Source organism: Natrinema sp. H-ect4 (genome assembly GCF_041894845.1).
In the GTDB taxonomy this organism is placed as follows: Archaea; Halobacteriota; Halobacteria; order Halobacteriales; family Natrialbaceae; genus Natrinema.
This window is the reverse complement of the sequence record NZ_JBHDYC010000022.1, coordinates 1-26,448: the sequence shown is the minus strand read 5'-3', so window position 1 is coordinate 26,448 and position 26,448 is coordinate 1. Positions and strand designations below refer to the sequence as shown.

The 26,448-nt window shown below is 61.0% G+C and carries 28 protein-coding genes and 1 pseudogene; 14 read left to right on the top strand and 15 right to left on the bottom strand.

Annotated features, from left to right (window positions below):
- Positions 1-63 precede the first annotated feature (63 nt).
- Positions 64-504, top strand: a complete 441-nt coding sequence (locus ACEWFR_RS20640; protein ID WP_374062819.1) for a universal stress protein — start codon at positions 64-66, stop codon at positions 502-504.
- A gap of 13 nt (positions 505-517) precedes the next feature.
- Here ACEWFR_RS20640 and ACEWFR_RS20635 read toward each other — a convergent pair whose 3' ends face one another.
- The gene (locus ACEWFR_RS20635) at positions 518-1,162 is read right to left on the bottom strand and encodes a heme-binding protein (protein ID WP_374062818.1); all 645 of its coding nucleotides are present in this window, start codon (positions 1,160-1,162) and stop codon (positions 518-520) included.
- Between the two features lie 316 nt (positions 1,163-1,478).
- Positions 1,479-2,324: a universal stress protein gene (locus ACEWFR_RS20630; RefSeq protein ID WP_374062817.1), complete on the bottom strand. Its 846-nt coding sequence runs from the start codon at positions 2,322-2,324 to the stop codon at positions 1,479-1,481.
- Between the two features lie 363 nt (positions 2,325-2,687).
- Here ACEWFR_RS20630 and ACEWFR_RS20625 point away from each other — a divergent pair, with 363 nt between their 5' ends.
- The 5 genes from ACEWFR_RS20625 to ACEWFR_RS20605 all read left to right on the top strand — a co-directional run bounded on the left by ACEWFR_RS20625 (position 2,688) and on the right by ACEWFR_RS20605 (position 7,856).
- Entirely contained in the window at positions 2,688-2,834 is a 147-nt protein-coding gene (locus ACEWFR_RS20625; RefSeq protein ID WP_374062816.1) for a hypothetical protein, read from the top strand.
- Entirely contained in the window at positions 2,835-3,875 is a 1,041-nt protein-coding gene (locus tag ACEWFR_RS20620; RefSeq protein WP_374062815.1) for a sulfite exporter TauE/SafE family protein, read from the top strand.
- Between the two features lie 102 nt (positions 3,876-3,977).
- Entirely contained in the window at positions 3,978-4,385 is a 408-nt protein-coding gene (locus ACEWFR_RS20615; protein ID WP_374062814.1) for a helix-turn-helix domain-containing protein, read from the top strand.
- Between the two features lie 114 nt (positions 4,386-4,499).
- Positions 4,500-5,624 (top strand): MBL fold metallo-hydrolase, encoded by a 1,125-nt coding sequence (locus ACEWFR_RS20610; RefSeq protein WP_374062813.1) that lies wholly within the window; start codon positions 4,500-4,502, stop codon positions 5,622-5,624.
- A 447-nt stretch (positions 5,625-6,071) separates the two neighbouring features.
- Positions 6,072-7,856, top strand: coding sequence for a carbamoyltransferase (locus tag ACEWFR_RS20605; protein ID WP_374062812.1), 1,785 nt, complete (start codon positions 6,072-6,074; stop codon positions 7,854-7,856).
- 35 nt (positions 7,857-7,891) lie between these two features.
- Here ACEWFR_RS20605 and ACEWFR_RS20600 read toward each other — a convergent pair whose 3' ends face one another.
- A complete protein-coding gene (locus ACEWFR_RS20600; protein WP_374062811.1) occupies positions 7,892-8,263 on the bottom strand; it encodes a thioredoxin family protein in 372 nt (123 codons plus the stop codon).
- 333 nt (positions 8,264-8,596) lie between these two features.
- On the opposite strand from ACEWFR_RS20600, the gene ACEWFR_RS20595 reads away from it, so the two are divergent.
- The 5 genes from ACEWFR_RS20595 to ACEWFR_RS20575 all read left to right on the top strand — a co-directional run bounded on the left by ACEWFR_RS20595 (position 8,597) and on the right by ACEWFR_RS20575 (position 14,899).
- The gene (locus ACEWFR_RS20595; protein WP_098728088.1) at positions 8,597-9,520 is read left to right on the top strand and encodes a sulfite exporter TauE/SafE family protein; all 924 of its coding nucleotides are present in this window, start codon (positions 8,597-8,599) and stop codon (positions 9,518-9,520) included.
- 216 nt (positions 9,521-9,736) lie between these two features.
- The gene (locus ACEWFR_RS20590) at positions 9,737-10,567 is read left to right on the top strand and encodes an IS5 family transposase (protein WP_374062810.1); all 831 of its coding nucleotides are present in this window, start codon (positions 9,737-9,739) and stop codon (positions 10,565-10,567) included.
- 406 nt (positions 10,568-10,973) lie between these two features.
- A complete protein-coding gene (locus ACEWFR_RS20585) occupies positions 10,974-12,422 on the top strand; it encodes an APC family permease (protein ID WP_374062809.1) in 1,449 nt (482 codons plus the stop codon).
- Positions 12,423-12,426: 4 nt separating this feature from the next.
- Positions 12,427-13,080: a TrkA family potassium uptake protein gene (locus tag ACEWFR_RS20580; protein ID WP_374062808.1), complete on the top strand. Its 654-nt coding sequence runs from the start codon at positions 12,427-12,429 to the stop codon at positions 13,078-13,080.
- Between the two features lie 559 nt (positions 13,081-13,639).
- Positions 13,640-14,899, top strand: coding sequence for an anion permease (locus tag ACEWFR_RS20575; RefSeq protein WP_374062807.1), 1,260 nt, complete (start codon positions 13,640-13,642; stop codon positions 14,897-14,899).
- Between the two features lie 40 nt (positions 14,900-14,939).
- Here the strand turns inward: ACEWFR_RS20575 and ACEWFR_RS20570 are convergent, their stop codons facing one another.
- The 10 genes and pseudogenes from ACEWFR_RS20570 to ACEWFR_RS20525 form a co-directional block, all read right to left on the bottom strand.
- A complete protein-coding gene (locus ACEWFR_RS20570; protein WP_374062806.1) occupies positions 14,940-15,359 on the bottom strand; it encodes a universal stress protein in 420 nt (139 codons plus the stop codon).
- A gap of 115 nt (positions 15,360-15,474) precedes the next feature.
- Positions 15,475-16,335, bottom strand: a pseudogene (locus ACEWFR_RS20565) (IS5 family transposase).
- Positions 16,336-16,540: 205 nt separating this feature from the next.
- The gene (locus tag ACEWFR_RS20560) at positions 16,541-16,759 is read right to left on the bottom strand and encodes a HalOD1 output domain-containing protein (RefSeq protein ID WP_374062805.1); all 219 of its coding nucleotides are present in this window, start codon (positions 16,757-16,759) and stop codon (positions 16,541-16,543) included.
- Positions 16,760-16,917: 158 nt separating this feature from the next.
- Positions 16,918-17,583 (bottom strand): cytochrome c biogenesis protein CcdA, encoded by a 666-nt coding sequence (locus tag ACEWFR_RS20555; RefSeq protein ID WP_374062804.1) that lies wholly within the window; start codon positions 17,581-17,583, stop codon positions 16,918-16,920.
- Complete coding sequence (locus tag ACEWFR_RS20550) at positions 17,580-18,167, bottom strand: TlpA family protein disulfide reductase (protein WP_374062803.1); 588 nt, start codon at positions 18,165-18,167, stop codon at positions 17,580-17,582. Before ACEWFR_RS20550 ends, ACEWFR_RS20555 begins: the two co-directional genes overlap by 4 nt.
- A 1-nt stretch (position 18,168) precedes the next feature.
- On the bottom strand, positions 18,169-18,891 hold the full coding sequence (locus ACEWFR_RS20545; RefSeq protein WP_374062802.1) for an SCO family protein: 723 nt from the start codon (positions 18,889-18,891) through the stop codon (positions 18,169-18,171).
- A gap of 114 nt (positions 18,892-19,005) precedes the next feature.
- On the bottom strand, positions 19,006-19,269 hold the full coding sequence (locus tag ACEWFR_RS20540) for a hypothetical protein (RefSeq protein WP_006111121.1): 264 nt from the start codon (positions 19,267-19,269) through the stop codon (positions 19,006-19,008).
- Positions 19,269-19,628, bottom strand: a complete 360-nt coding sequence (locus ACEWFR_RS20535; RefSeq protein ID WP_098728274.1) for a helix-turn-helix domain-containing protein — start codon at positions 19,626-19,628, stop codon at positions 19,269-19,271. The genes ACEWFR_RS20540 and ACEWFR_RS20535 overlap by 1 nt, the downstream gene beginning before the upstream one ends.
- 192 nt (positions 19,629-19,820) lie before the next feature.
- Positions 19,821-20,315 (bottom strand): hypothetical protein, encoded by a 495-nt coding sequence (locus tag ACEWFR_RS20530; protein WP_374062801.1) that lies wholly within the window; start codon positions 20,313-20,315, stop codon positions 19,821-19,823.
- Positions 20,316-20,385: 70 nt separating this feature from the next.
- Positions 20,386-20,520: a hypothetical protein gene (locus tag ACEWFR_RS20525; protein ID WP_374062800.1), complete on the bottom strand. Its 135-nt coding sequence runs from the start codon at positions 20,518-20,520 to the stop codon at positions 20,386-20,388.
- Positions 20,521-20,578: 58 nt separating this feature from the next.
- Between ACEWFR_RS20525 and ACEWFR_RS20520 the strand changes: the two genes are divergently transcribed.
- On the top strand, positions 20,579-21,814 hold the full coding sequence (locus ACEWFR_RS20520) for an RNA-guided endonuclease TnpB family protein (RefSeq protein WP_374062799.1): 1,236 nt from the start codon (positions 20,579-20,581) through the stop codon (positions 21,812-21,814).
- A gap of 59 nt (positions 21,815-21,873) precedes the next feature.
- Here ACEWFR_RS20520 and ACEWFR_RS20515 read toward each other — a convergent pair whose 3' ends face one another.
- Positions 21,874-22,422: a hypothetical protein gene (locus ACEWFR_RS20515; RefSeq protein WP_374062798.1), complete on the bottom strand. Its 549-nt coding sequence runs from the start codon at positions 22,420-22,422 to the stop codon at positions 21,874-21,876.
- Positions 22,423-22,540: 118 nt separating this feature from the next.
- Between ACEWFR_RS20515 and ACEWFR_RS20510 the strand changes: the two genes are divergently transcribed.
- Positions 22,541-24,421 (top strand): polysaccharide deacetylase, encoded by a 1,881-nt coding sequence (locus tag ACEWFR_RS20510; RefSeq protein WP_374062797.1) that lies wholly within the window; start codon positions 22,541-22,543, stop codon positions 24,419-24,421.
- A gap of 200 nt (positions 24,422-24,621) precedes the next feature.
- A complete protein-coding gene (locus ACEWFR_RS20505; RefSeq protein WP_374062796.1) occupies positions 24,622-25,347 on the top strand; it encodes a DsbA family protein in 726 nt (241 codons plus the stop codon).
- 82 nt (positions 25,348-25,429) lie between these two features.
- On the opposite strand, the gene ACEWFR_RS20500 is transcribed toward ACEWFR_RS20505, so the two are convergent.
- Positions 25,430-26,329, bottom strand: coding sequence for a multicopper oxidase family protein (locus ACEWFR_RS20500; protein ID WP_374062795.1), 900 nt, complete (start codon positions 26,327-26,329; stop codon positions 25,430-25,432).
- Between the last annotated feature and the right edge of the window lie 119 nt (positions 26,330-26,448).

The window sequence follows — 26,448 nt, the reverse complement described above, 5'->3', positions numbered from 1 at the left end:
GCACGGCTGATCGTCTCGCTCGCTCCGGGGGAGTTTTTTCTCCGCTCGCGACGTGTTCACAGTATGGCGACGCACGTACTGGTGGCGCTCGACGGATCGCAGCAATCGTGGGCCGCGTTCGACCACGCGGTTTCGAATTACGACGGCGAGACGATCACGACGTTACACGTCGTCGATCCAATGGAAGGAGTATACAGCGATTACGGAGGCGGTGGGTACTACGATGCGCAGGCCCATGATCGGGCCGTCGAACGCGGCGAAGCACTCGGCGAACAGGCGCGAACTCGAGCGGACGACGCGGGTATTCTCGAGGCGACTACACTCGAAACCGCAGTCGAAACGGGGCCGCCCGCACGAACGATACTCAAGTATGTCGATGAGAACGATGTCGACCATGTCATCATGGGCAGTCACGGTCGCTCTGGCGTCGCGCGGGTGTTGCTTGGAAGCGTCGCCGAAACCGTAACGCGGCGATCGCCGGTGCCAGTGACGATCGTTCGATGACCGAGCGCACCGATCAGGGAGCCTCGCGACGAAGTCGTTCCGGAACGGCCTCGAGTTCAACTTCGACCTCGTTCGTTCGCATGAACGGTGGCGTCCACGGATCGTTGTACTGGAGCAGCGTCGGCTCGCCGCGCGCCTCGAGATCCAGTCGAGAGAGTTGCTCGAGGAGCCGCTCCCGGTTCCGGGCGACGCGCTCGTCCGTTGCGTACCACGAGAACCGGCGCACCGCGACCGTCCGCGGCGATTCGACGGCGAGCCGAACGTCGGCGTCGGTCGGCGTCGGGGCGGTCTCGGGCGTGTACGTCTGCGGGAGAAAGAAGGCCATCGTCACGTCGCCGCCGTCGGGTCCCGTTCGCACGGGCGCAGTCATTGGGATCGAGGTACCGCGAACCGCCACCGGTGCGGTCATCCCCACGTCTTCGTCGCGTGCGTTCGCACCCGAGATGTAGCGAAAGAGGCGTCCGAACGCCGTCCGCGCGTTCTGGGCCATCGTTTCGACAAGAACCATTCTGGGATAGCGACGGATCTCGACACCGTCGAATCGATCCAGCGTCTCCGACGGAACGCGGTCGGTCGTTCGGGTGACGTACACGCCCCAACCGATCCACAATACGAGCAGGCCGCCGATACTGAGTAGTATCTTTCGTGCCGATCGCATACGACCCGTACGCTGTATCGATCAATAGTCCCACAGGGTATCTTCGAGGGGTGTCACATCGCTCGTCGATCGCGCCGACTGTCTCGAAGTGACGCTGTGCAACCGGCGTAGAACGTCGATTCGCCTGATACGTGTACGGCTCGAGCCGATCGCTACGCCGAATCCACCCGGTCGTCGAACTCGGAGTGGGGTTCGAGGGTCTCGAGCGTGGGCGGCCGAATGGAAACGATGAACACGTCGAACGGGGTCATTCAGAACCATGACTGGCGTGCACAAACCGGTTCACTGATCGATCAGGTCCGGTTCACAGCCTGCGTCAGGCCATTCGGTCCGGTGGAATGAGCATGACGTTTCCGTTCGCCCGTGCGACGATGTCTTCGGAGACGCTCCCGAGCAACAGTCGTCGGAGCCTGCTGTGCCCGCGCGAGCCGATGAGGATCGACGTCGGCTCGTACTCGTCTTCCGCGGCGAGGATCTCGTCTGCTGGATCACCCTGACGGACCGCTGTTCGCGTCTCGATCCCCCACTCCTCGAGTTGGGTCGCCAGCTCCGCCAGTCGCGCGTTGGGGTCGGCGTCCTCCGGAAGTTCCGGATCCTTCGGCGTTTCGACGTGAACCAGCGTGGCCTCCCGCGTCGCGTGACGGAGATACGAGAAGGCCTCGAACGCCCGCTCGGCGTTCTCCGAGAAATCCGTCGCGTACAGCATCCGCTGAAACAGGTGTTCGCGGACGACGTCCGGCTCGTCCGCCTCGCGTTCGATCCGGTTGACCAGCAGCGGGACGACCGTCGTCCGTGCGAGGTTGCGCGCGGTCGAGCCGATGACGCGGTTCTCGAGCGGGCTCTTTCCCCGCGAGCCGACGACCGTGAGGCTGGCACCGACCGCCCCTGCGATCCCGTTGATGCGTCGGTGGGGCGTGCCGCGGACGACGTGTGATTCGACGTCGAAGCCCGCGTCTTCGATGACGCGGCGGTAGCGCCCAAGCGCCTGCTCGCGTCGTTTCTCGAAGTCCATCCCGGGCATGCCCGCGTGGACGTTCGACGAGATCACGGTCACGAGGTGGATCTCCTCGACGCCGATTCGGCCGAGACACTCGAGGCAGGTCTCGTTCTCGATCGTCGCCTCACTGGCGGCGGAGAGGTCGGTCGCACAGATCGCTTTCATACTACTCGTAGGACCGACGCCATAATATTGTTTGTGGTTACCAATACCAAATCCGAGCTATCGGTTGCGACCGATGGAGACGGCGATCCGGTCACCGGCAACTATCAGCCCTAACACTCCGCTGCTCTGAACGGTGGAACCGCGCGACGTAGTCGATTCGACCGCGCCCGAACTGTAGAGGCCGGTCGTCGAACGAACTATATATCTCCATAAGTTATTTGAATATCTCCGTAGGTTAGCCGTGAGATTGACCACAGTAATATTGTGCGTGAATCCCAAAAGCGTTATACCCCTCCTCCGGGTAGTCGATACTGAGTAGAAAACCATGATACGCACACAACCGAACGGTGGTGGTCGATCGCGATGATCGACCTTGCCGCGTATTCGCCAGCAGTACAAGCAGGCGCGCTCGTCGGCGCCGTCCTCCTCGAAGCGTTCGTCCTCTACGTGGCGTACGGGGGACTCGAGCGAGTCGCAATGCCAGTCGTCGAAAAAATCAAACACGCATAGATGGAGCTATTCGGAATCGCACTGATGACACTCGTACTGTTCGTGGGCTTTGGCTTCATGGTCGGAGTCCTGTTCGGCTTCTTCGGCATGGGCGGGTCGTTCCTCGTCACGCCCGCGTTACTCGTGATGGGATACCCCGCCAGAGTCGCCGTCGGGAGCGGGATGGCGTTCGTCTTCGGGACGGCCGTGATAGCGACGCTGAAACACCACGACTTGGGACAGGTCGATTACAAACTCGGCGGGTTGATGATCGTCGGAACGTCGGTCGGCATCGAGATCGGCCGAATCGGGGTGTTCTACCTCGAGGACCTGGGCCTCGCCAGCGGCGTTATCGGCGTCACGTACGTCGCCCTGCTGGGCACGATCGGCGTGTTCGTTACGCGTAACGCGCTCAAAAACGACGGCGAGGACGATAGCGGCGGCGGCCACCACGAGGCCGCGAACGATGAGATCGATCCGGACGCGATCCCCGACATCGCGAAGAAGATCCAGTCGTACCACGTCCCGCCGATGATGACGATCGCGGGCGGAATCAAGGTCTCGCTGTGGATGGTCCTCGGCGTCGCGTTGGCGACGGGGCTGCTATCGGGCTTCCTCGGCGTCGGCGGCGGGTTCATCCGCATGCCCGCGATGTTCTACCTCATCGGGGTGCCCGTTCCCGTCGCGGTCGGAACCGACCTGTTCGAGATCGTCTTCTCGGGCGGAATCGGTTCGTTCCTCTACGGGATGGAAGGCGGTGTCGACCTCTCGATCGTCGCGCCGCTGCTCGCGGGGAGCGCGCTGGGCGCCAGAATCGGGTCGGCCGCGACCGGCATCGTCAACGAAGACGACATCAAAATCTACTTCGGGCTGATGCTCCTGGGTGGATCGATCGCCGTGGCGTTCCAGCAGGCCGGCGACTACCTCGGGATCGAGATCTTCAACACGATCGGCTTCGCCCTGATCCTGCTCTCGGCGTTCATGGTCAGCGGGGCCGTGATCTACAGCACGATCTCGACGATGCGAGCCCAGACGAAGGCGTCTGTGACGTCCGCGGACTGACGCCATAAACGCCGCTCACCCAGTTCTGGTCCCACCTCATTGAGATTGTACAATATTCACAAAACCCTTATACCGACGCGTTCCCTACCTTGAGATAGTACAATGGCAAATTCGATGGCAGAACAACTACAGCAGGACATGGAGTGTGAAGGGCTACTCGAGTGCATCCACGGGCTCAAGCAACTCGACAAGGACTGCTTCCGCGTGCTGGTCGAGAGCGAGGAAGCGCTGACGATCGACGAGGTCGCCGACCGGGTCGACCGCGAGCGCTCCACTGCGTACCGCTCGATTCAGCGACTACTCCAGAGCGGCTTCATTCAGAAAGAGCAGATCAACTACGAACAGGGCGGCTACTACCACGTCTACTACCCGACGGACCCGACCCAGATCGCGAACGACATGCAGCGGATGCTGAACGACTGGTACGCGAAGATGGGGCAGCTCATCCAGGAGTTCGAGGACAAGTACGAACACGCAGAGGCAGACACCGAAGTTCCCGCCCAGGGCTAACCGGATCGTCCGTCGAAGCGGCAGATCAGCTGAATGGGACCGGTGATTTTTAGGTCTCGTAGCGTACACCCGACCAACGACTTTAAGGAGCACTATCGCATAGAATTGGGTGTAATGAGCAATACTGAGTTCGATCCGGCAGCGGTCGCTCGACGCATTGCCGAGAACGATGCAGCTGATCTTTTCGTCCTCGACGTCAGGAACGAAGACGACTACGAGGAGTGGCGGATCGACGGAAGCACGAACGTCCCGATCTACGACGAACTGCTGGAATACGACTACTCGACGTTGGAGGGGCACCTAGACGAGCTCCCGAAAGACACGGAGATCGCGGTCGTCTGCGTCGCCGGCATCACGTCGGCGCGGGCCGCGGAGTTCCTCCGCGAGCACGGATTCGACGCGAAATCGGTCGACAAGGGAATGAACGGCTGGGGTCGCGTCCACCGCCAGTACGACGTCGACGCCGCCGACGGCATCGTTCAGATCGTCCGTCCCGGCACGGGCTGCGTCTCGTACCTCGCCCACGACGGCGAGGAGGCCGTCGTCGTGGATCCGAGCCAGTACGTCGATCAGTATCTGAACGCGGCCGACGAGCGCGACCTCGAGATCGTCGGCGTTGCGGACAGCCACGCCCACGCCGACCACGTCTCGGGCGCTCGTCGACTCGCCGGCGAACTCGACGTCCCCTACTACCTCCACGGGGACGACGCCGGCGACCTCGAGGACGTCACGGAACTCGCGGACGGCGAGACGATTTCCGTCGGCGACCGCGACCTCGAAGTGCTCCACACACCCGGACACACGCCCGGCAGCGTCTCGTTCCGGTTCGGCGACGCGCTGCTGTCCGGTGACACGCTGTTCCTCCGCAGCGTCGGCCGCCCCGACCTCGAGGATAGCTCGGAAGACGCCGTCCGCGAGGCCGCCAGCCGGCTATTCGATAGCCTCGAGCGACTGACGGCTCTCGAGGACGAAACCGTCGTCCTTCCGGGTCACTTCAGCGACGAGTCGATTCGTCCGCTGGCGACCGAACTCGGCGACCTCCGAGCGGAGACGACCAACGAACTCCTGAGTTACGTCGAGGACGACGACGAGGAAGCGTTCGTCGAGACGATCGTCGAGAGCCTCGCGGACGAACCGGCAAACTACAACGAGATCAAGCAGATCAACTGGGGCAGGGAGCAACCCGGCGGCGACGTCGAGGCGCTCGAACTCGGCCCGAACAACTGCGCCGCAAATTAACGTCGGCAGTCGGTGGAACGGTCACGCCGTCGTCAAGGCTCTGGACGGCCGTCGTGACAGCACAGTTCGGGTTCGCTAACGGGAACTGGAAGACGAACGTGCGGCCCAGCGGGTTCCGGCCCCGATTGAACAGTTTTCTTGTTCATGAACCGGTATCCAGTTCGATCGGGTCTACAGCTCTCTGCTGTCGGAGAAGCTTCGACGAGAAACGTGAATACGCCTCGAGCGGTATCTGACACTAACGGTCGGTGAACTGCTCGCGGGCGTCGCGCTGGGCGGGTCCCGGGCAGAGTGCTCGATCGCGTCGAGAGCCGTGAGAGAGTGGCCCACCAGCACCAGGTCGACAACGAACACGACTACGGTGCCGACGATTTGCTGGGTCAGCAAATCGTCAGCGTTGTTTTGCCGTCTCCCGGGTTGGATTATAGTACGCTACTTTCACGAGCCATGACTGACTATCAACTCGCGTTCAAACCGGCGATCGGGCTCTACGGCCAGCACGACCCGAGCGCCGTTCTCTTCGATGACGGGACGCCCATCTTCGGCGTCGAGGAAGAGCGATACACGCGGGACAAACACGCGACAGAGACGTTTCCCGAACACGCGATTCGGGCGTGTCTCGACCATCGAAACCTGTCCCTTCCGGACTTGGATCGTATCTTTCTTCCATACGAGCCGCAACTCCGTGGCAAGATCGCTTCACACTACGTTTCTGATGCGATCCGAGCGCCCGGAGTCGGACGAAAACTCACTGCACTCGAGGAGACGCTCATCACGCAGGTTCGGAGTCGGTTCGTCCCGACCCGACAGATCGAGAACCGCCTCGAGTCGATCGGCTCATCGGTGCCGCCGATCGAAACGATTTCACATCACCGCTGTCACGCCGCGAGCGCGTTCCACCCGTCGGGGTTCGACGAGGGCGTCGTCCTCACGGTCGACGCGAAGGGCGAGTACGACTCGACGGCCGTCTGGCGCGGCGACGAGGACGGCCTGACGCGCGCGTACACCTACGAACACCCGAACAGTCTCGGTCTCTTCTTCGCGGTCGTGACCGAGTTCCTCGGCTACCGGATGTTCAACGGCGAGGGGAAAGTGATGGGACTGGCACCCTACGGCGAGGACAATCCGGAGATAGAGGGCGTCCTGCGTGAGTTGATCGACACGGGCGCCGACTACGACGTCACCGAACTGACGAAGCGCTGGGGAACCGGCCACGGCGTCGAAATCCTCGAGGACGCGTTCGACCGGTCGCGAACGGAGACGCCCGGCGAGTTCGACCAGTGGGAGAGAGACCTCGCACACACCGCCCAGAAACTGCTCGAGGAAACCGTGGTGGGTATCGCGGAAACGGCCGTCGAACAGTTGGACACGGCGAACGTCGCGATCGCCGGCGGCGTCGCGCTGAACTGCAAGTTGAACAAGTGCGTCCGCGAGTCACCACACGTCGACGACGTCTTCGTCCAGCCGGTCGCCAACGACGCGGGGCTCGCGCTCGGTGCGGGCTGGTCCCAGCAGCCGCCGTCGGCCGTCGACCGCCAGACGGACGTCTACTTTGGTCCCGAGTACGACACCGAGGAGATCCGCTCGACCCTCGAAACGAACAAACTCGAGTACGGAGAACCGGACGACCTCGAGCGATACGTCGCCGAACGGCTCGCCGACGGCGACCTCGTCGGCTGGTTCCAGGGACGGCTGGAGATGGGGCCGCGAGCGCTCGGTGCCAGGAGCATCCTCGCCGACCCCCGCACCGCCGCGTCTCGCGACCGGGTCAACCGGTTCGTCAAACACCGTGAGGAGTGGCGGCCGTTCGCGCCGTCGATGCTCGAGTCGGCCGCCGAGGAATACCTCATCGGCGGCGGTTCGGCACCGTTCATGATCGATGCCTACGATATCAGGCCCGAGAAAACCGACGAACTCGAGGCCGTCTTGCATCCGGCCGACGACTCGACACGCCCCCAGACCGTTCGCGCGGACCAGCACCCGCGCTATCACCGGCTCATCTCCGAGTTCGCCGACATCACGGGCGTACCGATCGTCCTCAACACCTCGTTCAACGATCACGCCGAACCGATCGTCCGGACGCCGACGCAGGCGATCAAGGACTTCTACGGGATGGGACTCGACGTGCTCGTCCTCGAGAACCTCGTAGTCGAAAAAGACGTGACGAAAACAGATCGGCGTTCGGAACTACCACTTCGTTCGGGAGGCGCGCCGAACCCGGTACAGCAGTAGCAGCAATCTGATCTTCGGTACAGTCGTCGGCGACGTCAGTTCGCCGCGTGCGTCTCGAGTACGTCCACGAGCGTTTCACTGCTCTGGAACCCGTCGTCGAGACGGGCGGCTTCCTCGCCGTCGCGCAGGACGACGAGCGTCGGGACGCTCTGGACGCCGAACTCGGCGGCGAGATCCGGGACGAGACCGGCGTTCACCGTCGCCACGACGCCGGGTGCGCTGCGCGCGACCCCGCTGAGCACCGGCTCCATCGACGCACAGATTCCACAGCCGGACGTAACGAACTCGAGCAAGACGAGGTCGTGTGCCGCGAGCAGGTCGTCGTAGTCGGCCATGTCGTGTAGCTGGACGGGTTTCTGGGTCGCGCGACCGTCGTCGGTCGGCTCCGAGGGTGTGGGTTCGGTCATCGGCACTGCTAGGGTCCGAACGCATTTCAGTGTTTTGTAGAAAGTGCACAATACTATGGCACTCTCGGTCGATCGCTCTGCGGACGAGGACTATGTGACGACTGCGTGCCGACGATCGGAACAGTCATGGCTAATGTTGCCTCTATTGACGACAGAGCTATTTCTAGAGTTATGCCTGTAACAAGCTCGAGAAGGTCTAATTCGACGATTTTCCAGAGTACCGCTAACTCGGGCTTCGATAAATCTCGCCGAATCGCACAGTGGAATACGGGTGGCCGACCGATGTCCTCGAAACGGCGATTTCGAGCGGTCGAGATGCGCCTTCGAACTAGTATGAGTGCTCCCGAATCTACAGTCGACGTCGAACAGTTCGTCACGAATCTCTTCGAGTTCCAGTACCGCGAGGTGACGATGGTCGGCGCGACGCTAACCGTCCTCGTCGCCTCGATCGTCTTCTTCCCGGGTTTCGAGAACGTCGGACAGGGTGTTCAGTCCGAACTTTCAGTTGGATTGCTCGCCGTACTGAGCCTGGTCGCGATCGTCGCTGGCATTGTCAAGGGGATGACCGGCTTTGGCTACTCGCTCATCATGACACCGATCTTCGCGACGGTAGTCGATCCGACCGTCGCCGTCGTCGTCCTGGCGATTCCCCCGTGGATGCTCAATATGTTCCAGATCGCGGAAACCGGAACGGGGCGGTCGTTCGTTCGCGAAGAGTGGTCGCTCCTGTTGCTCGCCGTTATCGGGACCGTCATCGGCGTCGCAGCGCTGGCGACGTACAGCGCCGGACCGCTCGTCCCCTTCGCTATCGGTCTCGTTCTCCTCGGATACGTCGTCTTTCAGGTCGTGCAGAACTTTGTGACGGTCGAGGAAGCACACCATCCCATCGCACTCGGCACGGCCGGGTTTTCCCAGGGCTTTCTGCTCGCTTTCGCGAATCTCGGGCCGTTGCTCCCGGCGTACTTTCACACCTTCGAGCGGGACGCCGAGCGATACATCGGCGGGTTGGCGATGGTTCTCGGAACGATATTCACGGTTCGTATCGTACAGATGGCGCTGTTCACCGATCTCCTGACGACCTACCGGCTCTGGCTCGGGTCGATGATTGCCGTCGTCACGATCGTCGGCCTGCTACTGGGGACGTATCTCCGACGCCTCGAGTTCGACGAGCGTGCGTTCAACTGGTTCGTCGTCGGACTCCTGTTCGTTATCTCGCTCAACATCTTCCGCAACTCCGTGCCAGCGCTGTTCTTCTAACAGTAGTTGGTAATACGGATTTGTTATGCAAAACGGTCCCCGAAACTGGATCACTTGATCCGGTAAGTACAGGTGCTTATTGATCAGCGAGCGTTCTATCAGGTTCGAGTAAGGTTCGTAGCGTCGTGCTGAATACAGGGCGCGGGCCGTGTTTAGACGCCGGTCAATTGGTATCTCGACCGGGATTATGTGGAGTTGAGTGAGGAAGCGACGAGTATGCCGTCTCAACTCGCCCGGTTTACCGACCGATGCGTCGATTTATCCCAGAACGCTGTCATAGGCGAGCCAGCATCGGCGATCGAGAAGGGTGACGGCGGCTACGCTGACTGGGTGATCGTCTCGATTCACTGTCTCAGAGAGTATCTGAACCAACCCTACCGCCGGTTGCTCGATATTTTGTACGAAATGCCCGGAATCGTCGCCAAACTCGGTCTTACAGTGGATCAGCTGCCGGATTTCACGACCGTCTGTACGCGGAAACAAGATCTCAAAATGCGGATTTGGCGGGTGTTGCTTCGGTTGTCTGTCTCACTCCACGAACTCGGCGACGTTCAGGCAATCGACGCAACTGGGTTCAAACGCCACCAAGCAAGCCGTCACTACGTTCTCCGTGTCGGATACAATTTTGACGATATCAAGACGACAGCACTCGTCGATTGCGATACGAGCGTAATCCTCGTCATTCATTGCTCGATGAAACAGCCCCATGACACCCACGTTGGACGGCAGGTACTCACGAGAAATCTGGCACAGTTAACCACGATCACAGCCGACAAAAGCTACGACTGGGACGCGCTCCGGCACGAACTCAGAGATGCTGGCATCCGCCCGGTAATCAAACATCGTGAGTTCTATGGACTTGACAAAGCGCACAACGCTCGCCACGACGAGAACGTCTATCACCGTCGCTCGATCGTCGAAGCGATCTTCTTCGCATTGAAACATCGGTTCGGCGAGACGTTGCGGGCGAGAACGTGGTTTGGACAGTTCAGAGAACTCGTGCTAAAGGCCGCCGTCAGAAACATCGAGCAAGCCGTGAGGCTCTAACACCACTAATCTCACGCATCTAAACAAGCCCGAAAGCGTGAATTCATCAAATCGAAGGCCTCTGAGAACGCCATTATAATGCGGACACTTATGTTGGAATTATGGTAAATGAGGGCGGGCGTGGTATGCGGTAGATGTAGACAGCGAGCACCGGTACGGTGGACTCGGGTTTACTGGTGAGTTCATATGGCACTACCTGACATCCATTGACACGGGTTTAAAAGGGACACAGCCCCTCCTTCGGCCTTGTAGACATGCTAATGATAACACGGGATTAAATGGAGTTACGCTCCCATGCAGCGAGAGCCTTCCCCCGGGCAGTAAAATGATATGACTGGCTTCCCGATCAAAGAACGGCGTTCCCGACTGTCCCCCACCCACTAAGACACCCACTGAACCGGACGCTATGAGTAGCAAGAACCGCTCCCCGAACGCCGAACTCGGACTCCTAGCCGCGACGATGATCGGGATGGGGGCGATGATCGGGGCCGGTATCTTCGTGCTGACGGGGCTTGCGGCTGAAATCGCCGGGCCGGCCGCAATCGTCGTCTTCGCCCTCAACGGCGTCGTGACCGCGTTCACGGCGCTCACCTACGCCGAGCTTGCTGCATCGATTCCCAAAAGCGGCGGTGGGTACGCCTTCGTACGAGAAATATTCGACGACTTCTCCTCCTTCATTATGGGGTGGATGCTCTGGTTTGCCTACATGATCGCCGGGGGGCTGTACGCACTGGGGTTTGCGCCGAACTTCTTGGAGTTGCTCCATGTGTACGGGGTCGTGGCCCCACCCGACCAAGTGGGCGCACTCGCGCTGCCAGGCATCGACGCGACGGTGCCGGCGGCGTTTCTGCTGGCGTTCGTTGCGGTGCTCGGGCTGGTGGCCCTCAACGCTGTCTCCACGGCCGCCAGCGGGAGTGTCGAGACGGTGTTTACCATCATCAAGGTGAGTATCCTGGTCGTGTTCGTCGGCTTTGGGCTCGCGTCGCCAATGTTCTCGAGTGCCGAGTTCCAACCCCTGTTTCCTCAAGGTGGAGGACCAGCAACGATCCTGCCAGCGATGGGGCTAACGTTCATCGCCTTCGAGGGCTACGACCTCATCACGACCGTCACCGAAGAGGTCAAGAACCCCCGCGAGAACGTCCCCAAGGCGATATTCGTCAGTCTCATCGCAACGGTAATCGTCTACCTCGCGGTCGTGGGCGTCGCAGTCGGAACCCTTGGGGCGCAGGGGCTGGCTGCGGCCGGCGAGGCCGGTATCGCTGCGGCGGCAACATCGTTCATGCCGACCGGGCTCCCGATCATTCAAAACGGCGGCGCACTCATCGTCTTCGCTGCGGTGTTCTCGACGCTGACCGCACTCAACGCAGTCGTCATCGCCTCCTCACGGGTGGCCTTCTCGATGGGACGGGAAGGACAGCTACTGCCATCGTTCGGCCAGCTCCACCACCGCTACGGGACGCCGTTTGTCGCCATCCTCGCCAGTGCGGTGGTGATGCTCGGGTCGGTCGCGCTGCCGACAAAGAGCGCCGGGAGCATGGCGAGCCTGTTTTTCCTGCTGTCGTTTATCGTCGTCAACGTCGCCGTGATCAGACTCCGCCGGGAGCGACCCGACATGAACCGGCCCTTTGAGATGCCATTCTATCCCGCCCCGCCGCTGATCGGGATCGCGCTCAACCTGCTGCTTACCGGGGTGCTCGTGGAGTTTCTGATCCGAACGGATCTGCTGGCGTTGGGACTCAGCGTGGGCTGGGTCCTGCTCGGCGGGGTCGCCTACGTCTCGCTCAACCGAGTGAGGTCGCAGCCGGAACGCAACCCGGGTACCGACAGCAAAATGACATCGGAGGCTGAAGACTGAACACATGACCAGTGACCTTGACGTGATCATCGCGGGGTGCGGGCGGGTTGGGTCCCAGACAGCCAAGTTGCTCGTTGACCGCGGTCACGACGTGACCATCATCGAACGCGACGAGGGGACCGTCTCGGAGATCGCTGACGAGTGGATGGCGACGGTCATCAGTGGCGATGCGACCAATCCCGGAATCATCGAACAGGCAGGTATCGAGCAGGCCGACGTGATCGCGGCACTCACGGGAGAGACCGGACTGAACCTCGCGGTCTGTTTGGCCGCCTCGGAGTTGGCGCCGGAGGTTCGGACGGTAGCCCGCATCGACCGTGCGGCCAGCGAGGACTACACTCGGTTTGTCGATGCGGTCATCTTCCCCGAACGGGCTGGCGCCCGGATGGCCGCCAACGAGATCGTCGGCAGTAGTGTCCAGACGCTGGCGGACGTGACGGGGTCCCTCGATATTATGCTCGTCCGGGTCGCCGAAGGCGCCCCGGCCGCCGGGAAGCAACTCACCGACGTACAGTTCCCCACTGGAACGATGATCGTCTCCGACGAGGACGGCAACCGGATCGCCCGTCCGGACACCACACTGAAGGCCGGCTTCCGGTATGTTGTTGCCGTCGAACCCGATGTCGCTGATGAAGTGATGAACTTGTTGCAGGGGTAGTGGTCGCCGCCTCTGCGAAATCGCGGCGGGACAATCTCGGATAGTACTAACAGCCTGCGCCAAGTGATGATCGTCTCATATCGGGATATTGTTTCACGTTACTTCTCACAATCCGGATCAAGCGGTCCTCATTGACTCCGGTGCTGTACGGTCTGTTCGTCGATCATTTTTGAGTTAGTTGTTTTCCTCTCGTCGTTTCTCGATCGCCTGCTGGGTCGCTTCGTCGAGTTCGACAATGTTACAGAGTGGGTTGCCCGGGTTCACGACAGGGTATTCAAACGAGATTGCCTCTGGCGCTTGTTGGTCGTGCTGCATCCATGCTCTGTATCGGTCACACCGGGACTGACAGACACTGAGTAGATCGAAATGACACTGCTACATACACAGTGCATATCAGTCACTGATCTTTGGACAACCCGTGTGGAGACGAATCAGTAGAGACTAGTGGGGCTTCAGTTGTGAAGTGCTAAATCGTCGTTTTACTTCGTCTCTCGGTTGTAGCCGGCGGTTCAGCAGTGAAACGTCACTATTTTTTCGCGTGCGAACCAAACCCAGACACGTGGCAGAATTACTGATTCTCTTGGGGTTTCTGGTAGCAGTGTTCGTCGGGTACAATATCGGCGGGTCATCAACCGGAGTTGCCTTTGGTCCGGCGGTCGGCAGCCGGGCCGTTAGAAAAGTTACCGCCGGAGCACTGTTTACCGTGTTCGCGTTCCTCGGAGCGTGGACGATCGGGCGGAAGGTCATCACGACGATGAGTACCGAAATCGTCGATGCAGCAGCCTTTACACCCGCAGCGAGCGTTGGCGTCCTCTTTTTCACCGGGCTCGCGCTCCTGATCTCGAACCTCTACGGTGTCCCGGCGTCAACCTCAATGACAGCCGTCGCAGCAATCGTCGGACTCGGATTGGCAACGGGGACGCTCAACACTGCCCTGATGTTTACCATCCTGTCAGCATGGATTGTCGCCCCCCTGATCGCCGTCTTCACAGGTGCGTTTATTGGCAGATATCTGTACCCGCATCTCGACGCCAAATTCGAATTTGGTCGCCTCACGAACCCGTTGATCGCAATCGATACCCAGGGGAGGCTCCCACAGCTATCGGTCAACGATAACGTGGCACCTCGGGATCTGATCGGGTCAGCGCTTGTGGTGGCAATTGCCTGCTACATGGGGTTCAGCGCCGGAGCCTCGAACGCGGCGAACGCGGTCGCCCCGCTCGTCGGCAACGGTTCCCTCAACCCCAGCCCGGCGATTCTCCTCGCGGTCGGGGCCATCAGTGTGGGCGGCTTCACGATTGCCCGGCGGACGCTGGCGACCGTTGGCAACGATGTTACTGACATGCCGATTCTGGCAGCGCTCATCGTTTCGACCGTGGGTGCGACGATTATCACCGTCCTCTCGTGGCTCGGAATTCCAGCCAGCCTCGCCGTGAGTACGACCAGTTGCATCATTGGGCTCGGGTGGGGCCGTGCAAGCCGAGCGCGGACGCTCGCAGAAATAGTCACACAGTCCCCTGCCGATGAATCCGCTCCAACGTTTACGACTGGTGCACTCAAACTCCCGCCAGTTGAGGACGACAAGGGGGTCACTGCGGGCCCGACTGTGGGCGAACTCGCTGAAGGCGAGTCTCCTCACCCGGACAGGCAGCACGCATCCGGGGATCGTGTGTCTAGCATTGGCGAGAAAGACCCGGAGGAACTGTCCGCCGAAAGTCTGTTTGACCCCGCAGCCACGGCGCGTATCGTGGCGCTCTGGGTCATCACGCCGACGATGGCGGTCGTGGGATCCTATGGCTTGTTTTCACTCCTCGCCTAAGAGAACACCACGTCCGTCCATCGGTCTCAGTCGCAGCGACTCACCGAGCGACGATCACGGGGACGGGCGAGTTGCGGAACACTTTCTGGGCGACGTTCCCGACGACCAGTCGATCCACTAACGAGCCGCCGTGGCTCCCGATGACGACCGCATCGAAATCGTCGGCGCTGTTCACAATCGCCCGAGCCGGATGGCCCAGTTGAACCTCGGTGGTGATCTCGACATCGTACTCGGCGGCAAGTTTCTTGGCGCCATCGAATATGTCCTCTGCGCGCTCCTCTGCGGCCTCTTCAACATCCTCTTCAAGAGCAAGCGACGTGGCTGCTCCTCCCCACAGTGACGGTTCACCCACGACATGTAGGACGGTAATCTCCGCGTCGGGATGGTTCTCAAGGGCGTACTCAAGCGCATGTTGGGCCATTTCCGAGCCGTCTATCGGAACGAGAATTCGTGAGATCATAGTACCAACTACGGTTAGAATGTGGATAAAATGATGGTTCGTTCGTCTCAGGATGCGCAACGTATTCCCACCAGCTGCCGAATGCACTCTCTGGGCCTTGTTTATTCGCCTGAATTTATCGGTTTGCCCCCTCGATTGCGCGTTCGATGTTTCGCACCGCTGATTTCATGACAAGTTCGCGGAATTGACCGAACCATGTTCTCGCCCACAGCGTCTCACCGTATCGCTGTCACAATCCGAAAAACACGGATTCAGCATTCGAACGCTGGTTATACTCCCGATCGTGGATGAGTAAGTTTCTCGCCCATCCTCGGAAGCCTGGGCCGCGTTGCGGAATCAGTGGTGTGACACTTTCAGCACGCAACCTCGTCCGAAGAACTTCCCAGTCGTATCCTTTATCTGCCGCCACAGCTGTCAGATCGTCGAGATTCCGCACCAACACCTGCCATCCGACTTGGGTATCGTGCGGTTGTTTCATCGAGCAGTGTATATCGATGATCGCGCTCGTTTCACAATCGATGAGGAGCGTGGTCTTCACCGCCTCAAACGTGTAATCTGTTCGTTTCGCATAGTGCTGGCTGGCTTGGACACGATCCACGCCGGTTGCGTCGATTGCTTGGACATCTCCCAGTTTGTACAGTTCGACCGACGCGTCAAGGATCGCTCGCCATCGCTTCATCGAGATCGCTTGCTTTCGCGCACAGACGGTCGAAAAGTGTGGTAGCGTTTCACTCGTCAAATTGAGCGATTTTGCTACTCTCGGCATCTCTCGTAACACATCCGTCAACTTCCTGTAATCGTGGCCGAGGTACTCTTTGAACCCCTGAACGGCGAGAATTACCCAGTCGGCATACCCCTCTTTCCCGGGCCGGTATGCCGGAGCTGGCTCACCAGCAACGGCTTTTTGAGAGAGCGATACAACCGTCTCTGCGAAGCGGGCGGTCTTGGTTTGCACACCACATCCGTCCCGCTTCAGTTCCTAGAAAATGAGCACTCCTGCGGAGATACGAGTACAGCAACACGAGTGACACAACCCTCAAACTGATCCGATTCGACCGTCTAAACAAGGCCCACAGCGCGTATCTTGCACGAAGCTTCGACCAATACAGAGGTTACAGTCAGCATAGGGGGACCGTGTTATTTTCTCCTCGATCCCGAATCAGCCGATAGAACGCGCCTGCTTACTGATCGACCGTGATAGTGCTGTTATCTACAGTTATATTATATCCAATATATTCAAACTGAATTTTACTTGATTCAGCAAGACGGTCTAATGCATCAGGGTCAATACTATCATATAGAGGTGGCAAGTCCAGCGGGTCCTGTTCCTCCATTTCAGCCACTCTATCTACAATTTCAGTGGCTGGACTGGCTCGTGTACTCGTCGTTAGATTCCTCATTATGGGCTCAATTTGCCGGCCCCGTTTATAATTGAATCGTGGATTAAAGTAGGCAATTATAATCTATGATGGTTGGTGGCTCTCGGTAACTGCTCACCCTGTACTTACCGTGAGTTACACGAGCTATTCTGAATGAAGAAATCGTACTATTATTACTGCTAATAGACAACGAGTGCCAGATAGAGCTGTCCAACCCCTGCCACGATCATCAGGCCTCCGGCGAGTCGCTTCAGGTGCTCCGAATAGGCCGCGAACCGACCCGCGCTCGCGACCAGCCCCATTCCGGTCGCGACCGTCACCGCAATCATCAGGGCGACTATGCTACCGACGTAGGTCAGCAGGACGAGCGCCGCCGCCTCGGTCGGCAGCGACAGCGAGCGGGCGACGACCGCGAGGAAGACGGGCGCGACGCAACCGGCCCCGGCGAGCGCGTAGCCCGCGCCGAAGAGCCCGAATCCGAAGACGCTCGAGCGCCGCTCCGGAAGCGGAATCGACAGCGAGGGGGCGCGACCGGCGAGAACGAGCGCGCCGAAGACCACCAGCAGTCCGCCGACGAGCGACTCGAAGATCGTCAGATTCGATAGCGTCTGCTGGCCGATCACGAACGTCACCCCGATGAGGGCCGCGAGCGTTCCAAGAACGCCACTGCCTGCAGCGATTCCCCGGATCGTTGCCCCACCGAGTGACGCGTCGTCGCCGTCCGTTCGGCTGACGTAGAACCCGACGTATCCCGGCAACAACGGATACGCACAGGGGCTAAAGAAGGTCGCGACGCCGGCAGTGAGCGCAAAGACGACCGTCGACAGGTGCGATACGTCGATCACGCGTCCGTCCCTGCCTCGAGCGCCTGTTCGATCCCCGCCACGAGTTCGTCCGCCGTTTTGACGCCGGTGTCCGACCACTGAACGCGTCCGGACGTATCGATCGCGACGGCGGAGGGATAGCCGCCCGCAAGATACCGTGCAGTCAGTTCCGCAGTCGGATCGAGACCGAGTGACCAGTTCCCGTCGTGTTTCTCCCACCAGTCGACCAGTTCCGCTTTCGTCACTGATCTGCCGATCGCTTCGCTCGTAATCGAGATGAACAGCACGTCGTCACCGATGCGATCGTTCGCCACCGCAAGTGCGGGCATCTGTTCGATACACGGCGGACACCACGTACCGAAGAAATCGATGAACGTCGGTCGGTCGGACGCCGGAACACGGACCTCGCCGGCTTCGCTTCCCGGCGCATCGATCGTCTCGATCGTGAGCGGTTCGGTGTCCGGAGATCCCGTCCTATCCGAATTCCCGTTTTGGGTTTCGTCTGTTCCATCTCCGAACGACGGTGGACCGCGTATCGCCAGCGCCCCTGCGCCACCGATCGTACCCAGACTGCCGACTCCGGCGAGGATATCTCGCCTGCGCATCTTACGCTTTCACCACCGTTTCGAGATCGGCGACTACCCGTGAGATCTCGACCGTTGCCCCCCGGGGATACGCTCGCTCGACGATCCCGTCTTCGTTCGCGAGCAAGACCAAATTATAGTGGGGGAACTGATACTCGAGCGAATCGTACTTCTCGGCATCCACCTTCTTGAGCGGCAACCCGATCCGGTCGGTCAAGATCTCCTTCGCCGTTTCGTACCGCTCCGGTCTGAGGAAGTCCCAGTTCCCGGCCTCGAGATCGACCCCCTGCTGGTCGGCGAACGTTCGAAGCGCGTCTTCCGTGTCACGTTCCGGATCGAACGTCATCGCGAGCAGTTGAACATCCTCACCGTACCCGTTGGCAGCAGCGGCTTCCTGTGCACGGCGGAGCCGTAGTATCAACGCGGGACACATCCCATCGGGACACGACGTATAAAAGAAAGTCATCAAAACGGCCCGGTCGTTCTCGAACTGGTCCGTCGAGACGGTCTCACCGGTCAATGGGTTGGGGAGTTCGACCGACGGAACGTCGTCGCCATAGCTCGGATGCGACGACTCGCTCAGATCTTGCGCCGGTGGGCCGAGAACCGCTCCGTCGGCATGCTCCCGTTCACTACCGTCGCTGTCGTCTGCCTGTCCCTCGTTGCTCGAGAGGGAATCCAGACAGCCCGCTGTGGTAGCGACACTCGAGGCGGCGATCGATCGGAGCCAGAGACGCCGATTCATACGTCGACGTTTCGGTGGGAATCGTAAATCCAGTACGACGATTCCCCGAGTCGGAAAAAGGGACAGCGGCAAGGGTGAACGAAGAGCGCGAATGTCGCTCGGGAAGGTGCGAGATCACTTCGTCAACGAAATGAGAACGAGCACCATCCCGCTCGAGACGATGGCCGCCTGCACGAGGGCGGCGGACGCGATTGTCGTCCCGAACACGTGGTAGATGAGCCCCTCGCAGATCGCGCCGGCGCCAATGAAGACGAATCCACCGGAGACGTACAGCATCGGCGTCTGACCGCTGCGACGATAGCCGTGATACGCCAGATACGCGACGCCGAGACTCAGCACGAACGTGAACAGTTTGGCGATCACGAACGATGCTTCCATCAGTCGTCACCCCGGAGATCGCTCCAGAGGGACGTGAAGTTGTCAGCGAGCTCGTCGCGCGTTTCCAGCGTCAGCGAGAGTTGCCCATCGGTGATATCGACGTGGAGTTCCTCGAGCGACGTTTGGAACTCGCTTCGATGCGAGCCGTCCGTATCGACGGTGTTCCGTTCCTCGATGAGGTCGTGGTCCTGCAGCGTCGACACTCGCCGATAGATCGTCGTGAGCGAGGCGTTGCACTCCTCGCTGAGCGTTTTCGCGGTCTTCGGCCCGTGATCCGCGGCGAGGAGTATCTTCCGTGCGTACTCGTCCGCGAGGATCTGGAAGATTTCCGCCGAATCCGAGGAGCCTCCGTGTTGCACACGATAGACCCCGTCGTTCAGTGCCAAATAGGCCACGATTCCCCGACTCAGCAAATCGTCGTCACTGTCTTGTACCCACACTCGGGTAGCACTCGTGATGACGGACGTTCGTCGTCCGTTTCGTCTCCCAACGGTAACCAGACGGCGTCGAACCAGAACGCCTCGAGCGCACGGACCACGTCGACGAACGCATCACGGTTCGCAGGCCGGACACGACCGCCTGTGGCGAGCGTAGATCAGTCCCGCCAGAATCGCCACGGAGAGCGCACCGAGGGCCGGTCGTAACGGATCGAAGTACGTCATGAGCGCGGACGAACTGAACAGGGCGAGCAGGGCGACGTTACAGATCGGACAACCGACCGCCAGGAATCCGCCGACGAGACCGCCGAGCGCCCAGCGATCCTCGCTACTTGCGCCGTCAACCTCGCTCTCGTCGTCGCCCTCAAGGTCGGGATCGACCACTTCGGTCGCCAGTCGCTGTGCCGCGTAGACGCCCGCCAGCAGCGCGGTCAACAGCAGAAACAGGTAGTCGACGGGCGTCCGCGGCACCATCCGAACGTACAGCGGGTTCGGAATGAGACCGGTGACGAGGCCGAACAGCAGGACCACGCCGATTCCGGCGGCCGTTCCCCACAGCATCGCTCGCCGATCCGACCGGATCGATCGGGCGAAGTCGTGTGCCGTCATCTGGCGGTAGCGAGGAAACCCCGTCCCTTGGGACGGGGAGGAATCGCGTTCGTTCGTGTCTCGACTCGCCCTACAACGGCCCCTCGGTGTCCAACGATTTCGCACCTTGGAGAAGCATCCCTTTCCAGGTGAGGCCGTGCGCGTCTTTGATTTCGCTCAGGCGGTCGTACTCGTCTTGGTCTACTTCGATGTTCAGGTTGGGCATCTACACACATGGTTAGTTTTTCGTTAATTTTAACTATTACGCTCCCGCACTCGTAGTCGTGACGGCGACCGCCACGAAAACACTCGAAGCCACGCTCGCTCCGCCTACAACGGGTAAAGAGCAACGGCTCGAGCGTACCGTGGCGACCTATCGACGCGCTCTCTCGGACGCCTTCGAGAGTGGTGCAGATACGCAGACGGCGGTCAACGACGTCGTTACGCCCTACACACTCACGTCCTACGCTAAGGACGCGCTCAAGAACTACGTCCCGAAGCTTCGGGATACGTACAACGCGTCGGAGTTGGCTGACGACCATCCGGTTCGGTTCACGAACCGGGGGTTTCGAATTGACCATTCCGACGAACGTGCGTACGAGTTCTGCTGGCGCGTTCCGCAGGCAGGACGTGGGAACGCATTCTGGATTCCGCTTCGGATCAACCCCGAACAGGAATCGCTGTGGCACGATCTTCTCGACGAGAGTGCGACAGTTGGCGAGTTCCGACTGCAACAGTACCGAACCAGTTGGATGCTGCACGTCACAGTCGAGTACGACGTAGCCGAACCAGAGACCCCGGACGACCCGACTCGAATTGGCTTCGATATTGGCGAGTCCAAACTGCTGACGGGCTGTGCCTGTCAGAACGACACTCCGATCCAACCGTACATCTACGATGGCGGTCGTGCACGAGCACTCCGTAAGGAGATGTACACGACGCTGAAGCGACTGCAAGAGCGTGACACCGCCGAGTGGCGTGTGGATGGACGCTTCGACTACTTCCAGAACGCCCTCACAGATATCGTCGAGAAGGCATCTCACGAAGCCGTCGAGTACGCTGACTCCTTCGACGACCCGGTAATCGTACTCGAGGACCTGACGTACATCCGCGAGAATCTGGATTACGGGAAGTACATGAACCGACGCTTGCACTCGTGGGCGTTTGCCCGACTCACAGACCGGATTGAGGACAAGGCCCTCGAAGCCGGCATTCCGGTCGAGTTCGTGAACCCGAGCTACACGTCCCAGACCTGCCACGCGTGCGGTCACATCGGCCGCCGGGGATCGCAAGCTGAGTTCAAGTGTACGAACGCGGAGTGTCACGTTTCGACGTTTCAGGCGGATATCAACGCGGCTGCGAATATCGCCGATCGCTTCGATCCATGGGGAGAGAGCGTTCCTTGGAAACCGGAACGCGATGACTCGCCACGGAATGGGAGCCGTTGTGACACGGCCACAGGATACCGCACGCTGAGTCGGCAATCCCGACAGACGACGCTTGCGGCCTTCGAGTCCTGAAACCTCCGACGTAGGGCTTCCCTTGTAGGAAGCCCCGCCCTTTAGGGCGGGCGAGGATGTCACTTCGTTGCCTCCGTCGTGATCGCACAGTGTTCCGGATGGCCCGCTCGTCCGAGGAAGAACACCAAGAGGGCGAGCCCGCCGACGCGAAGCAACGCGCCGTCATACGGGAGTACTGCCAGTCCCCCGGCGAACCCGAGAAAGCCGAGGAGGCCGGCACCGCAGCTCGCACAGCCCGATGCGAGAAGCCCCGGGACGACGCCGGAGAGGTCGGTGAGACTCGAGAGACCAACGATCCGCAGTTGCGCAACGGCGTTGACGACCGCGACACCTGAAAGCAGGGCGTAGAGGAGGATGACCGCGAGCCCCGACCAGCCGTCGGTCCGGTAGACCGTCTCCGTGAGCGAGACGAGGACGTACTCGAACCAGTGGAAGCCGTCACCGAGCATCTGGAGCGAGAACTCCGGCATCGTACTCAGGATCAGAAGAACGTAGGTGGCGACCGTCACGAGTACCAGTCCGATCGTCCCTCGCCACGTCTCGAACGGGTACGAGACCGCTGCAGCGAGGTTCGTCAGGTACCCGCTCATCGAATCGCGCGTGAACATCTAGCTGCACCGATGCAGGGATGACTGAAATTACCGACTCCGATTTGCTAGGTCAGCAAATCAACGGTTCCGTTTACGCCATCGGAGAGAGAACGTAACGACGAGTAATCTATCTACAATGAGTCATGAACGCGACGCAAACGAGGGGTCGTCTCGACGGCGAATGCTCGCCGCACTCGGTGCCGCATCGACGACGCTCGCTGGCTGTATGGACATCCTATCGGACGACGATGGCAACGGAGTCGGCAGGGGAGAAATGGCGTCCGGCCCCACGCACTGGCCCGCTATCGAGACGGGGCAGGTAGTCTCTGACTTCGAGGATTTCGACGAGTGGTCCGCCCGAACTGGCAAACTCTCGGCCGCTTCCGACGAGGCGCGACTCGGATCCCAAGCGGCGGTCGTCGAAAGCGACGAGGCGACGGCCGGCATGGAGATTCGGTTCGACGACGGAATCGACTTCGAGGACTGGGACACCTCGCTGGCTGTCAAACCGGAATCCGCCGATCGAATCATCGTCGAGTTCCTCGCACCGACGCGGAGCGAACGCCTCACCAGTATTCGAATCGTCCCCGATGGGTACGACGGCTGGTTCCGAATGGACTGTGGCTACCAGCAGAAGCCGGGGGAAGACCCGGACCTATCGAACGTCACTGGTCTCAATATTATCGCGGACGGGCCGGACGGCGGACCGACCAAATTGCTGGTCGACGACCTTCGCCGAACCAAATCGGCCGCCAACGGTGCCGCAATCCTCGCATTCTACGGCGGCCACGGTTCGCATTACGACATCGCGGCCGAGATGCTCGAGGAGCGCGACTGGACCGCGGCGGTTCCGGTCAGCCCCGAGCAAATCGGAGCTGCCGGTCGGATGGGGCGCACCGAATTACGCGACCTCCGAGACCGCGGCTGGGACGTCTGTTCGCTCCCACAGGTGTCGACGCCCCTGCCGGAACAGTCCGAGGACCAGCAGCGACAGGTCCTCGAAACTGCTCGAGACACGCTCGCAGACGAGGGCTTCGAGGACGGATCGCGTCACCTGTTCGTTCCCGAGGACCGAATGGATGCAACGACCTACGACCTCGCGAGAGAGATCCACGAGTCGACGTTCCTGTACAACGCCGGAACGACGAGCGTGCCGCCGACCGAGATGCACATGATTCCGTTCATCTGGGGTCCCGCACTTCACACCGGTGTTCGTCGCCACACCAACCTCTCCGATCAGTACAATCACCTCACCGTGGTACGCGTTCCGCGGATCGTCGACGAAGCCGACGTGGGTGTCAACGAAAATCGGATGTCACTCGACGACTTCGGACTGCTCCTCGATCACATCGAGCACCGCGGCCTCGACGTCATCACTCCCTCGGATCTCGTCGACGAGACGTTCGAGCGCGCCGACGGCACCGACGAAACCGAGAACAGAGAGCGACCGAGCGGAACGATTCTCGAGGCCGGCCAGTCCCACACGTTTGAGGGATCCGGATCTGGCAACTCCCCCACGTTCGACCTCGACGAGGGGATCCTCGTCGCGAACGTCTCCCACGACGGCGGAGAGATCGCCGTCGACGTGACGAAACCCGACGGTACCGGACGCAACGAGAATCTGTTGGCCACGTCCGGGAATGCCACCGGTGAATCGATCATGGCCGTGGACGACGACACCTACAAACTCGAGGTCGACGCCGACGGCGCGTGGTCAATCGACCTCTCACAGCCGACGGTCGACAGCGATGAACTCGAGGACCTCCCGTTCGAGGCGACCGGGACGGGATCGGCGTTCGTCGGGCCGCTGTGGACCGAGGGCGGCATCAGGGTCGTCGCGACACACGACGGTGACGGCACGTTCATCGTCGACGGCTACGATGCGGACGGCAGTCGGGAGATACTCGTCCATCGAACCGGCGAGTTCGATAACTCGCGGTCGTACAAGGCGGGCGGCCCCGTCTGGCTCAACGTCGAGGCCGACGGCGACTGGACGCTCGAGGTCGTGGACTCGTAGTGTCAAATTCGATCGCTCGAAACAGCCGTTGCGCTTGACACCGCCTCCGCTGTTCGATCACTGCTCATCGTCGGACCGTCGGGAGTGACCGAATGGGCGAATCGGAGCGGAACGGACGAGACCTCGATCCGATTTTGCTGACCCAGCAAATCGGCGGGTCCGTTTAGGGCCGGTAGCGTAAATGTGAGCGCGAACAATCGATGTCGCTCGATCAGCCGTCTCGTCGCGCTCTCGTTACAGGTCTCGTTGGAACTCTCGGCGTCGGCGGCGCGTACTATCTCACGCGATCCGACGACACCGCTCACGACCTCTCCCCGTCGTTTCACTCGAGCGACGAGACGTCCCAACTCGGCGTCGAATTGCGGGGAAAGCCGATTATGGGTGCGTCCGATGCATCGCTCGAGCTCTACTACTGGACGGACTTCCAGTGTCCGTTCTGCGAACAGTTCGAACGGGAGACGCTCCCCGACCTCGTTCGAAAGTACGTCGAACCGGGCGAGCTTCGAATCGTATTCATCTCGCTGCCGTACTTCGGTGCGGACTCGATGACGGCCGCGATCGCCGGCAAGTGCGTGTGGGACCAGGTTCGCGACGCCGACCCATCGGCGTACTGGGACTGGCACGCGGCGATCTTCGAGGAACAGGGCGAGAAGAACTCCGGCTGGGCTACAGCCGAGAACCTCCTCGAGTACACGCGCTCGGTCGACGGCGTCGACGCCGACTCGCTCGAGTCGTGTCTCGACGATCGACGGTCGGCGCTCGAAGACGAGATCGACGCGGATAGCGAGCAAGCACGCTCGTTTGGCGTTCGGGGGACGCCGACGTTCGCCGTCTTCGATCCGGACTCCGAATCTGTCGGGACGCTCGTCGGTGCACAGCCCATCGAGCGCTTCGACGAGGCGATCGAACGAATCAAGGAAGCGTAGATCAGTCGCGGTCGAGACGAGCGTCCGACGACCGATCGGTCGACGTGATCGGCGACCGCCTCGCGCGATCGTGCGGCCGCCGTCACTCGTATTCGAACACGCGTGCCATCCCTCGCTCGAGGTGATAGACGTTGTGACAGTGGAACAGCCAGTCGCCGGGGTTGTCCGCCAGGAAGTCGAACGTCACCTGATCGCCGCGGGGCGCGACGAGGACGGTGTCCTTGACCGCGTCGCCGACCTGAAAGAAGTGGCCGTGGAGGTGCATCGGGTGGATCGCCGGGCTGCGGTTCACCATCCGCACGCGGACGTGGTCGCCCTCGCTGATCTCGAACGGGTCGGCGTCGGGATACGTCTCGCCGTCGATGGTCCACGCGTCGGCGTCGGCGCTGCCCATCATCCCGCCCGACAGCGTGAGGTCGAACGTTCGATCCGGCTCCCCGTCGATATCCAGCGGCTCGAGCGCCTCGAGATCGGCGTACTCGAGTTCGTCGCCGTCGAACTGCGGCCGGTCGGCAGAGCCGTCGGCGGCGGCGTCTGCGTACCGCAGTCTCGCCTCCGCGGGGTCCTCTTCGCCGACGATGGGTTCGGCGACGATGGCCCACTCGCCAGGGGCGTCGGCCTCGAGGATCGCGTCATAGCGCTCGCCCATGCTCATCACGAACGAGTCCACCTCGACGGGTTCGACCGGTCGCCCGTCGGCGTGCGTGACGGTCAGCGAGTGGCCGCCGACCCCGACACGATAGGTCGTGGCGCTGCTGGGGTTGATGAACCGCAGCCGAACGCGCTCGCCCTCTTCGACTTCGAATACGGCCGGATCCGAGGGGAGGCGGCCGTTGACAAGCAGTCCCTCGTACGGGGGTCGCTGACCCATCATCTGACTGCCCGGTCCCATGCCGTCGCCGGGCCCGGGACCGTCGCCAGGTCCGGGACCGTCGCCAGGTCCGCCATCACTGCCGGGACTCATGCCGTCGTCAGGACCCATTCCGTTACCCGGCCCCATTCCGTTGCCGTCTCTACCCGGTCCCATTCCATCGTTCGGTCCGCGACCGTCACCGCGTCCGTCGCCATCGGGCCCCATCCCGTCGCCATCTCCGCCTGGCC

Coding starts and splice junctions, on each gene's coding strand:
- ACEWFR_RS20620 (WP_374062815.1), top strand. CDS start 2,835: ATGGAGCTATTCGGAATCGCACTGATGACACTCGTACTGTTCGTGGGC.
- ACEWFR_RS20640 (WP_374062819.1), top strand. CDS start 64: ATGGCGACGCACGTACTGGTGGCGCTCGACGGATCGCAGCAATCGTGG.
- ACEWFR_RS20530 (WP_374062801.1), bottom strand. CDS start 20,315: ATGACGGCACACGACTTCGCCCGATCGATCCGGTCGGATCGGCGAGCG.
- ACEWFR_RS20595 (WP_098728088.1), top strand. CDS start 8,597: ATGAGTGCTCCCGAATCTACAGTCGACGTCGAACAGTTCGTCACGAAT.
- ACEWFR_RS20550 (WP_374062803.1), bottom strand. CDS start 18,167: ATGCGCAGGCGAGATATCCTCGCCGGAGTCGGCAGTCTGGGTACGATC.
- ACEWFR_RS20500 (WP_374062795.1), bottom strand. CDS start 26,329: ATGGGTCCTGACGACGGCATGAGTCCCGGCAGTGATGGCGGACCTGGC.
- ACEWFR_RS20600 (WP_374062811.1), bottom strand. CDS start 8,263: ATGACCGAACCCACACCCTCGGAGCCGACCGACGACGGTCGCGCGACC.
- ACEWFR_RS20590 (WP_374062810.1), top strand. CDS start 9,737: ATGCCGTCTCAACTCGCCCGGTTTACCGACCGATGCGTCGATTTATCC.
- ACEWFR_RS20540 (WP_006111121.1), bottom strand. CDS start 19,269: ATGGAAGCATCGTTCGTGATCGCCAAACTGTTCACGTTCGTGCTGAGT.
- ACEWFR_RS20515 (WP_374062798.1), bottom strand. CDS start 22,422: ATGTTCACGCGCGATTCGATGAGCGGGTACCTGACGAACCTCGCTGCA.
- ACEWFR_RS20525 (WP_374062800.1), bottom strand. CDS start 20,520: ATGCCCAACCTGAACATCGAAGTAGACCAAGACGAGTACGACCGCCTG.
- ACEWFR_RS20610 (WP_374062813.1), top strand. CDS start 4,500: ATGAGCAATACTGAGTTCGATCCGGCAGCGGTCGCTCGACGCATTGCC.
- ACEWFR_RS20510 (WP_374062797.1), top strand. CDS start 22,541: ATGAGTCATGAACGCGACGCAAACGAGGGGTCGTCTCGACGGCGAATG.
- ACEWFR_RS20570 (WP_374062806.1), bottom strand. CDS start 15,359: ATGATCTCACGAATTCTCGTTCCGATAGACGGCTCGGAAATGGCCCAA.
- ACEWFR_RS20580 (WP_374062808.1), top strand. CDS start 12,427: ATGACCAGTGACCTTGACGTGATCATCGCGGGGTGCGGGCGGGTTGGG.
- ACEWFR_RS20545 (WP_374062802.1), bottom strand. CDS start 18,891: ATGAATCGGCGTCTCTGGCTCCGATCGATCGCCGCCTCGAGTGTCGCT.
- ACEWFR_RS20625 (WP_374062816.1), top strand. CDS start 2,688: ATGATCGACCTTGCCGCGTATTCGCCAGCAGTACAAGCAGGCGCGCTC.
- ACEWFR_RS20615 (WP_374062814.1), top strand. CDS start 3,978: ATGGCAAATTCGATGGCAGAACAACTACAGCAGGACATGGAGTGTGAA.
- ACEWFR_RS20560 (WP_374062805.1), bottom strand. CDS start 16,759: ATGAGGAATCTAACGACGAGTACACGAGCCAGTCCAGCCACTGAAATT.
- ACEWFR_RS20505 (WP_374062796.1), top strand. CDS start 24,622: ATGTCGCTCGATCAGCCGTCTCGTCGCGCTCTCGTTACAGGTCTCGTT.
- ACEWFR_RS20605 (WP_374062812.1), top strand. CDS start 6,072: ATGACTGACTATCAACTCGCGTTCAAACCGGCGATCGGGCTCTACGGC.
- ACEWFR_RS20630 (WP_374062817.1), bottom strand. CDS start 2,324: ATGAAAGCGATCTGTGCGACCGACCTCTCCGCCGCCAGTGAGGCGACG.
- ACEWFR_RS20585 (WP_374062809.1), top strand. CDS start 10,974: ATGAGTAGCAAGAACCGCTCCCCGAACGCCGAACTCGGACTCCTAGCC.
- ACEWFR_RS20635 (WP_374062818.1), bottom strand. CDS start 1,162: ATGCGATCGGCACGAAAGATACTACTCAGTATCGGCGGCCTGCTCGTA.